The organism is Gemmobacter sp. (genome assembly GCF_016792925.1).
GTDB lineage: Bacteria > Pseudomonadota > Alphaproteobacteria > Rhodobacterales > Rhodobacteraceae > Gemmobacter.
This window is the reverse complement of the sequence record NZ_JAEULU010000294.1, coordinates 1-8,033: the sequence shown is the minus strand read 5'-3', so window position 1 is coordinate 8,033 and position 8,033 is coordinate 1. Positions and strand designations below refer to the sequence as shown.

Sequence of the window (8,033 nt, the reverse complement as noted above, 5' to 3'; positions counted from 1 at the left end):
GGCGCTGCCGGTGCCGGGACGGATGATCCCGGCGGCGGCGGGCACCGGCAGCATCGGCCAGCCCTGGTGGATCATCTGGGCCGATGTGAACCTGCGCACGCTGGTCATCGGCACCCCCTCGGGCGAGATGGGCTTCATCCTGAACCGGGGCGGCGACCTGCCCGCCGACCGGCTGACCGCCGCGCGCGAGATTCTGGACTGGAACGGCTACGATCTGGACCATTTGCAGGTGTTCTGAGCCCTGCATTCGGGCGGATCAGGAAACGCATCGCGTTTCCCCGCCCGCAGCGACCGGACCACGACCAGACCGTTTCAGCCCATGACCGAGAGGCTAGTGCCCGCCCGGCGGGTGTGAAGCACCCGCCCCCGGCAGGGCGGGCGCTGGCCGGGGGCTTCGGGCCCCCGGCCCGAACGCGGATAGGTTTCAACATGACCTCGGCAATGGCCTCGGCCATTCCAAAACACCAAAGGCCCCGAGGTTTCCCTCGGGGCCTTTCTGATCGCCTTATCCGATCAGGCTGCCAATCAGGCCTGCGCCAGATTGCGCAGCACATAATGCAGCACACCGCCGTTTTCGACATATTCGATCTCGATCGCCGTATCGATGCGGCACTTGATCTGAATGGTCTTCTCGCTGCCATCGGCATAGCGGATGGTGCAGGGCACGTTCGACAGCGGTTTCAGATCGCCTTCCAGACCGTGGATCGACACCACCTCATCGCCGGTCAGACCCAGCGACTTGCGGGTATCGCCACCGGTGAACTCGAAGGGAATGACCCCCATGCCGACGAGGTTGGAGCGGTGGATACGCTCGAACGACTCGGCGATCACGGCCTTCACGCCCAGAAGCGCGGTGCCCTTGGCCGCCCAGTCGCGCGAGGAGCCTGCCCCATATTCGATGCCACCAAAGATCACCAGCGGGGTGCCCTCGGCCTGATAGGCCATCGAGGCGTCATAGATCGAGGTCTGCACCCCGTCCGGCCCCTTGGTGTAACCACCTTCCACACCGTCCAGCATCTCGTTCTTGATGCGGATATTGGCGAAAGTGCCGCGCATCATCACCTCATGGTTGCCGCGACGGGCGCCATAAGAGTTGAACTCGCTCACCGGCACCTGACGCTCGGCCAGATATTTGCCGGCGGGCGTGGTGGCCTTGAACGACCCGGCAGGGCTGATGTGGTCGGTGGTGATCATGTCGCCCAACAGGGCCAGAACGCGGGCACCTTCCAGGTTCTTGATCGCGCCCTTGGTCTTGGCCATGCCCTGGAAATAGGGCGGGTTCTGGATATAGGTCGAGGAAGCGGGCCAGTCATAGGTCTCGCTCTCGGTGACCTTCACCGCCTGCCACTTCTCATCGCCCTTGAACACATCGGCGTATTTCTTCTGGAAAGCCTCGCGCGTCACCACCTGATGCACGATGTCGGCGATTTCCTGATTGGTCGGCCAGATGTCTTTAAGGTAAACCGGCTGGCCGTCTTTTGACACGCCAATGGCTTCCTTGGTGATGTCGATATTCATGTCGCCCGCGATGGCATAGGCCACGCACAGGGGCGGCGAGGCCAGATAGTTGGCGCGCACATCCGGCGAAATCCGCCCCTCAAAGTTGCGGTTCCCCGACAGCACGGCGGTGGCGACCAGATCGCCCTCGTTGATGGCCTTGGAGATTTCCGGCTGCAACGGGCCCGAGTTGCCGATGCAGGTGGTGCAACCATAACCGGCCAGGTTGAAGCCCACGAAATCCAGATCTTCCTGAAGACCGGCAGCCTCCAGATATTCGCTGACCACCTGCGACCCAGGCGCGAGCGAGGTTTTCACCCAGGGCTTGCGGGTCAGGCCAAGCGCGCGGGCCTTGCGCGCCACCAGACCGGCGCCGACCAGCACATAGGGGTTCGAGGTATTGGTGCAGGAGGTGATGGCCGCGATCACAACCTTGCCCGAGGACAGTTTGTAATCCTGCCCTTCAACCGCCACTTCCACGCCCATCGGACGCTTGAAGCTGGCCTCCATCTCCTTGGCGAAGCCCGATTTGGCATCAGACAGCGGCAGGTAATCCTGCGGGCGCTTCGGGCCCGAGATCGCGGGCACGATGGTGCCCATGTCGAGTTCCAGCGTCGAGGTATAGATCGGGCTGTAATCGGCATCGCGCCACATGCCATTGGCCTTGGCATAGGCCTCGACCAGCGCGATGCGGGCCTCTTCGCGGCCGGTATTACGCAGATAGCGGATGGTCTCGTTGTCGATCGGGAAGAAGCCGCAGGTGGCGCCGTATTCCGGGGCCATGTTGGCGATGGTCGCGCGGTCGGCCAGCGGCAGGTGATCCAGACCTTCGCCGTAGAATTCGACGAACTTGTTCACCACGCCATGTTTGCGCAGCATTTGAACCACTTTCAGCACGAGGTCGGTGGCGGTGGTGCCCTCGACCATCTTGCCGGTCAGCTTGAAGCCGACCACTTCGGGGATCAGCATCGAGACCGGCTGGCCCAGCATCGCGGCCTCGGCCTCGATCCCGCCGACGCCCCAGCCCAGAACGGCCATGCCGTTCACCATGGTGGTGTGGCTGTCGGTGCCCACCAGCGTGTCCGGGTAAGCCACTTCCTCGCCGTTCTGGTCCTTGTCGGTCCAGACGGTCTGCGCCAGATATTCCAGGTTCACCTGATGGCAGATGCCGGTGCCGGGCGGCACCACGCGGAAGTTGTTGAAGGCGTTCTGACCCCATTTCAGGAAGACATAGCGCTCCATGTTCCGCTCATATTCGCGGTCCACGTTCATCTGGAAGGCGCGGGGATGGCCGAATTCGTCGATCATGACCGAGTGGTCGATCACGAGGTCAACCGGGTTCAGCGGGTTGATCTTCTGCGCGTCACCGCCCAGACCCTTGATGCCGTCGCGCATCGCGGCCAGATCGACCACCGCCGGAACGCCGGTGAAATCCTGCATCAGCACGCGGGCCGGGCGATAAGCGATCTCGATCGGATTCTTGCCGCCCAGCTTGCCCCAGTCGGAGAAGGCCTTGATGTCCTCGACGGTGACGGTCTTGCCATCCTCGAAGCGCAGCATGTTCTCCAGCACCACCTTCAGCGCGGCGGGCAGATTGGCAAAGCTGCCCAGACCGGCGGCCTCGGCGGCGGGGATCGAGTAATAGGCGACGCTGGCGCCGCCTGCGGTCAGGGTCTTGCGCGTCTTGCTGCTGTCGTGTCCGACGGTGACGGTCATCTGTCGCCTCCTGGCTGTGGCTCGGAAATTCGGGCTCGGAAATCTTGGGGTCGGCAGGGAGCCCCCTCAGCGGTTTGCCGCATCGCGGCGCCTCGCGCAAGGGAATCTGCACAGGCTTTGTATGCAATTGTATGCCGAAAATCCAGCCCCTTTCCGCACCACGCCCACCACGTTGCGGCAAAGCCGCGCCGAAGGGCGGAATGCCGCGCAACGGGGCAGGGGCGCTTGATCACGGCGCGCCCCGCGTCTATCGCAAAACCTTGATTGGTTCTGCGATGGTTGCGACGGTAGAAGGGAAAGGTAAAGAGAGGATGACCGCATGAGCAAGACACCGCTGGCCACAGCCGCGCTGATCCTGATGACCGCAGCCGGGGCGACGGTCGGGGCCAGGGCCGTTGCCGAGGTCGGGGCCGAGGTCGGGCCTGCGCGGGCTGAGGGCGCCTCTCCTGTGGTGCTGGAACTCTATACTTCGCAAGGCTGTTCCTCCTGCCCGGCCGCCGATGCGCTGCTGGAGGAACTGGCCGACCAGCCGGGCCTGCTGCCGTTGGCCCTCCATGTGGATTACTGGGATTACATCGGCTGGGCCGATACCTTTGCCCATCCCGGCTTTACCGACCGGCAAAAAGCCTATGCCCGCGCGGCGGGCGAGCGGATGATCTACACGCCACAGATGATCGTGGCGGGGGTGGCGCGGGTAGAAGGCAATGATGCCACCGCCGTGGCCGAGGCGATCCGCGCCGCGCAGCCCGACCGCCCGGGCCCCGATCTGGCGATCACCCGCGAGGGCGAGGCCCTGCGCATCCGCGTGGCCGAATGGCCCGAAGCCGCCAATGCGCCGTTGAAACTGCAACTGGTGCGCTTCCAGCCCAAGGCGGTGGTCGAGATCGCCCATGGCGAAAACGCGGGCAAGACCGTGACCTATCGCAATATCGTGACCGACTGGCAGGCGCTGAGCGACTGGCCCGGCACCCCGCCGCTCGACCTGCTGGTGCCCAGCCCCGGCACCGACCCCCTCGCGGTCCTGCTGCAATCCCCCGGCCCCACAGGCGGCCCCGGCGCCATCCTCGCCGCCGCCCGCCTGAACTGATCCCGGCCAGGGGCAACTCTTCTGCGAAGAGTTGAAAGGGGGCGCTCGCGCCCCCTCTGGGCCTTGCGGCCCATTCACCCCCTGAGGATATTTTCAGACAGAAAAAGCAGGGGCGTTAGGGAATCGTTAACCTTGGCCTGCCAGATTGGGGCCACGGTACAGGCGGGGACGCCGATGACCGTGACAGGAAAAGGCACCCTGCGCCCCTTTGGTGCGCGGGGTGTTCTCTGGCTTTTTCTGTCTGAAAATATCCTCGGGGGGAGGGGCCGAAGGCCCCGTGGGGGGCAGACAGCCCCCTGCCACGCCAGACGCTTTGTCAGACCTTCCAGCGCTTGTGAATCCAGAACCACTGGTCGAGGTGTTGGCGCACATGCGCCTCCAGATGGTCATTCAGCGCCTGAGTCATCGTCACCGCATCGCTATGGGGCACGGGTGCATCGACGAGGATGTCGAAATCCAGCCCGTTTTCCGCGCGGATCGCATAGGTCGGCACCAGCAACGCGCCGTATTTCAGCGCCAGCTCTGCCGCCGACAGCGCCGTTTTCGCCTCATGCCCGAAGAAGCGCAGCACGACCCCCTTGTTCATGTGCTGGTCCTGCACGATGCCCAGCATGCCGCCCGCCCGCAGAAAGCGGATCATCCCCGCCATCCCCTCGCGGCCGCGCGCAAACAGCGGCGTGCCGATGGCCGAGATCGCCGCCACATAGTGATCGTTGAAATAGCGGTTGGTCATCGGGCGATAGAGCCCGCCCACGTTGAAGCCGCGCGCGATCAGCGCCGCCCGGCTCGCATCGTAATTGCCGAAATGCCCGGTCACCAGCAGCACCGGCTGGCCCTTGGCGCGCGCCTCTTCCAGCGCCGCCAGACCCGGCCCCCGGATCGGCGCCCGCGCCACCCGCGCCGCGAATTCCGGCCCCGAATACAGCTCGATCACCGTGCGCCCCACATTGTCGGGCACGGCGCGGCACATCCGGGCCACCTCGGCCTCCGGCATCTCGGGGAAGATCTTCGCCAGATTGTCGCGGATGCGCCGCGTATAGCCCGCCAGCGGCGCGATGACCCGCGCAAACACCGCCCCGCACAGCGGCACGCGCCACGCGTAGGGCAGCAGCAGCAGCACCCCGATCACCGCGCGCAGCGCGAGGTTTTGCAGCCAGTGATCCAGCCGGAACGGGGGCGTCTCTGTCATGGAATGCGCGCGGCTCTTGTTTCCCGGTGCCAGACATAGAGGCCCGCCCCCACGATCACAAGGGCGCCGACCAGCGTCCAGCCATCGGGCCATTCGTCAAAGATCACGATGCCCCAGATCGTCGCAAACAGGATGCCGACATAGCCGAAGGGTGCGATGACCGAGGCTTCGGCCAGCGTGAAGGCCCGGATCAGGAACACCTGCGCCAACGCGCCCTGCGCCCCGATCAGCAGAAAGCCCCACAGATGCGCGGGCGCAACGGGCTGCATCACCCCCGGCATCAGCGCCGAGGTCACCACTGTGCCAAACAGCGCCGAGTAAAGCAGCGAGGTGGAGGGGGCCTCGGTCCCGCCCACCTTGCGGGTGGCCAGCGCAAAGCCCGCATAGCAGACCGCGCAGCCCAGAGGCAGCAGCGCCGCCGGCTGAAACACCCCGAGGCCCGGCCGGATCACGATCAGCGCCCCGATCAGAGCCACCGCCACGCCCGCCAGCCGCCGCGGCCCCAGCTTCTCGCCCAGAAACACCGCCGCCCCCAGCGTGATCAGCACCGGGTTGATGTCGGTCAGCGCCGTGGCCTCGGCCAGCCCGATATGGCCAAGGCTGAGGAAAAAGAACGCCGTCGCGCCGAACTGGAACAAGGATCGCAGCGCCTGCATCCCCGGCGCGCGGGTGCGCAGCACCGTGCCCAGACGCGGCAGGAAAACCAGCAGCACGATCACCGTCTGCCCGGTATAGCGCGCCCAGATCACCTGCATCGCCGGGTATCCGCTGGTGATCAGGTATTTCGCCAGCGCATCCATGCTGGTGAAGGTGGCAATCGCGGCCAGCACCATCAGGATGCCGCGCCCAGTATTTTGCCCTGTATTCTGCTCGATCTGTGTCATGGCGGCGACCCTATGCCCTCCCCCCGGGGGCTGCAAGACTTGGCGCCCGCCCCACTCCGTGCCAATCTGCGCCGGATTTCCGGAGAGATATGATGACTCGTATTGCCCTTGCCCTGCCGCTTTGCCTTGCCGTCAGCCCTTTCGCGGCCAGCCCGCTGGCCGCCGATAGCCTGGATGATCAGGCCACCGCCGCCTTCAAGGCCGCTTTCGCCGAAGCCTGCACCGCCGCCTTTGCCGAGGATGGCAGCCTGATCGCCCCCCCCGAACGCCACGAGGCCAAGGCCGCCGCCAGCTTTGGCGAGCCGCAGCCGGTGACGCTGTGGCAGTTCACCTGCAATATGGGCGCCTATAACCTGCAATCGGTGGTGCTGATACGGACCGAGTTCTATGGCATCACGCCGCTGGCCTTCGCGCGCCCCGATCTTACGCTGGTCTACGAGGTGCCGGACGACCCCGAAAGCAAGGTCACCGAGGTGAAGATCGCGGGCTGGTCGGCCTCGCCCTTCCTCACCAATGGCGGGTTTGACCCGGCGACGGGCGAGTTCAGCGAAGACAGCAAATGGCGGGGCTTGGGCGATGCCTCCTCCAGCGCGCGGTGGAGGCTGGTGGATGAGGGCGCCCGGCTGGTGCAATATGATGTCGATGCCAGCTATGACGAGGCGGTCAACCCCGAAACCCTGGTGCGGTTCGAGTGAACCGGATCGACACGCCCCTGGGCCCGGTGTCGCTGCGGGCGCAAGGCGATCTGCTGGTGGGTTTGGATTGGCAGCCCGGTGCCGAGGCCAGCCCGCTGGAGGCCGAGGGCCTGCGCCAATTGGCCGAATATTTCGCAGGCCAGCGCAGCGCTTTCGATCTGCCGCTGGATTGGGGGCAGGGGCTGCACGGCGCGGTGCGCCGCGCCATGGCCGCCATCCCCTTGGGCGAAACCCGAACCTATGGCGAGATCGCCCGCGAGGTCGGCGCCCCCGCGCAGGCGGTGGGGCAGGCCTGCGGTGCCAATCCCTTGCCGCTTTTGATCCCCTGCCACCGCGTGCTGGGCCGCAGCGGCCTTGGCGGCTTCTCCGCCCCCGGCGGGGTGGAGGCGAAAGTCTGGCTTCTGCGGCACGAGGGCGCGGCGGGGCTGTTGATCTGATCCGCCGCCACCCGTAGGCCCCGACCCGCCGCTGGCCCTGCGGTCGCGGGCCGCGCCCGGTTGCAAGGCGGCCCTCCGGCCAGACACTCCGGCCAGAAGCGTGGCAGCGACGGCGCGCTTTGGCCGCTTTCCGGTGTCAGGGCCGGAGGGTCGGCCCGGAGGTCGGGCCGCTCGGTTCAGGGGTCGCATCCTGTATCGGCGGGCATCGGGTCGCGCGGTCGCTCAGGCCAAGCGGGCGCGCCATGGCCTGCCGTGCCTCCTGCGGCAAGATCACCCCTTTCTCTGCCATCATGCTCAGCAGCATATTGCGCCGTCGCAAACCCCACGCCCGATCATCAATGCGGCTTGGTTGGTAGATAACCGAGGCCAGAAACGCTGCCTCGTGCAGGTCCAGCCTGGCCGGGGTCTTGCCAAAATAGACCTGCGCCGCCGCCTCGATCCCGTAGCAATCCCGGCCCCAATAATGCGGCTGATGGACGAAAAGGTTCAGGATCTCGGTCTTGGTCAAGGTGCCCGCGATCACCCATA

8 protein-coding genes are annotated in these 8,033 nt (G+C 65.9%); 4 read left to right on the top strand and 4 right to left on the bottom strand.

The annotated features are described in order from the left end of the window. Positions 1-238 (top strand): lipocalin family protein (locus JNN06_RS14195; protein ID WP_291240249.1); only part of this gene is annotated, 238 nt, incomplete at its 5' end. 287 nt (positions 239-525) lie between these two features. Here the strand turns inward: JNN06_RS14195 and acnA are convergent. After that, on the bottom strand, positions 526-3,213 hold the full coding sequence (acnA, locus tag JNN06_RS14190) for an aconitate hydratase AcnA (protein WP_291240248.1): 2,688 nt from the start codon (positions 3,211-3,213) through the stop codon (positions 526-528). Between the two features lie 319 nt (positions 3,214-3,532). On the opposite strand from acnA, the gene JNN06_RS14185 reads away from it, so the two are divergent. Next, positions 3,533-4,300, top strand: coding sequence for a thioredoxin family protein (locus JNN06_RS14185; RefSeq protein WP_291240247.1), 768 nt, complete (start codon positions 3,533-3,535; stop codon positions 4,298-4,300). A gap of 316 nt (positions 4,301-4,616) precedes the next feature. Here JNN06_RS14185 and JNN06_RS14180 read toward each other — a convergent pair whose 3' ends face one another. After that, positions 4,617-5,489: a lauroyl acyltransferase gene (locus JNN06_RS14180; RefSeq protein WP_291240246.1), complete on the bottom strand. Its 873-nt coding sequence runs from the start codon at positions 5,487-5,489 to the stop codon at positions 4,617-4,619. After that, entirely contained in the window at positions 5,486-6,373 is an 888-nt protein-coding gene (locus JNN06_RS14175) for a DMT family transporter (protein WP_291240245.1), read from the bottom strand. The genes JNN06_RS14180 and JNN06_RS14175 overlap by 4 nt, the downstream gene beginning before the upstream one ends. A gap of 92 nt (positions 6,374-6,465) precedes the next feature. On the opposite strand from JNN06_RS14175, the gene JNN06_RS14170 reads away from it, so the two are divergent. Both JNN06_RS14170 and JNN06_RS14165 read left to right on the top strand, forming a co-directional pair. Beyond that, positions 6,466-7,068: a hypothetical protein gene (locus tag JNN06_RS14170; protein WP_291240244.1), complete on the top strand. Its 603-nt coding sequence runs from the start codon at positions 6,466-6,468 to the stop codon at positions 7,066-7,068. Between the two features lie 50 nt (positions 7,069-7,118). Beyond that, positions 7,119-7,505: a methylated-DNA--[protein]-cysteine S-methyltransferase gene (locus JNN06_RS14165; RefSeq protein WP_291240250.1), complete on the top strand. Its 387-nt coding sequence runs from the start codon at positions 7,119-7,121 to the stop codon at positions 7,503-7,505. A gap of 136 nt (positions 7,506-7,641) precedes the next feature. Here the strand turns inward: JNN06_RS14165 and JNN06_RS14160 are convergent. Beyond that, a partial coding sequence (locus tag JNN06_RS14160) for a transglycosylase domain-containing protein (protein WP_291240243.1) occupies positions 7,642-8,033 on the bottom strand: 392 nt, incomplete at its 5' end.

Excerpts from the sequence above, each read along its gene's own strand:
- acnA (WP_291240248.1), bottom strand. The coding sequence starts at position 3,213 with ATGACCGTCACCGTCGGACACGACAGCAGCAAGACGCGCAAGACCCTG.
- JNN06_RS14185 (WP_291240247.1), top strand. The coding sequence starts at position 3,533 with ATGAGCAAGACACCGCTGGCCACAGCCGCGCTGATCCTGATGACCGCA.
- JNN06_RS14180 (WP_291240246.1), bottom strand. The coding sequence starts at position 5,489 with ATGACAGAGACGCCCCCGTTCCGGCTGGATCACTGGCTGCAAAACCTC.
- JNN06_RS14175 (WP_291240245.1), bottom strand. The coding sequence starts at position 6,373 with ATGACACAGATCGAGCAGAATACAGGGCAAAATACTGGGCGCGGCATC.
- JNN06_RS14170 (WP_291240244.1), top strand. The coding sequence starts at position 6,466 with ATGACTCGTATTGCCCTTGCCCTGCCGCTTTGCCTTGCCGTCAGCCCT.